This window comes from Pseudomonas sp. H26/SER47-MNA-CIBAN-0231 (assembly GCF_040310465.1).
GTDB classification, from domain to species: domain Bacteria; phylum Pseudomonadota; class Gammaproteobacteria; order Pseudomonadales; family Pseudomonadaceae; genus Aquipseudomonas; species Aquipseudomonas atacamensis.
The window spans coordinates 1-254 of sequence record NZ_JBEOPW010000130.1; the positions used below are offsets into that span (position 1 = coordinate 1).

1 pseudogene is annotated in these 254 nt (G+C 66.1%); it reads right to left on the reverse strand.

The features are described from left to right. A pseudogene (locus tag AAEZ10_RS27560) lies at positions 1–254 on the reverse strand (methyl-accepting chemotaxis protein); the annotation flags it as partial.

Here is a 254-nt window from a genome sequence, read left to right on the forward strand (position 1 = left end):
GATCGGTGGACAGCGTGGCCAGCTCGGCACTGGTGCTGGCTGAGCTTACGGTCTGCTCCACGGTGCGTTCCGTGACGTCGCGGATGCCGGTAACCGAGCGGTTGAGCTCTTCGGCGACCTGGCTCTGTTGCTCGGCGGCAACGGCGATCTGCGTGTTGCTTTCGCGCATCTGTGCGACTGCGCCAGCGATGGCTTCCAGTGCCTGGGCCGCCTCGTGCGCCTCACGCACGCAATCGTCGGCCTTGAGCGAACTC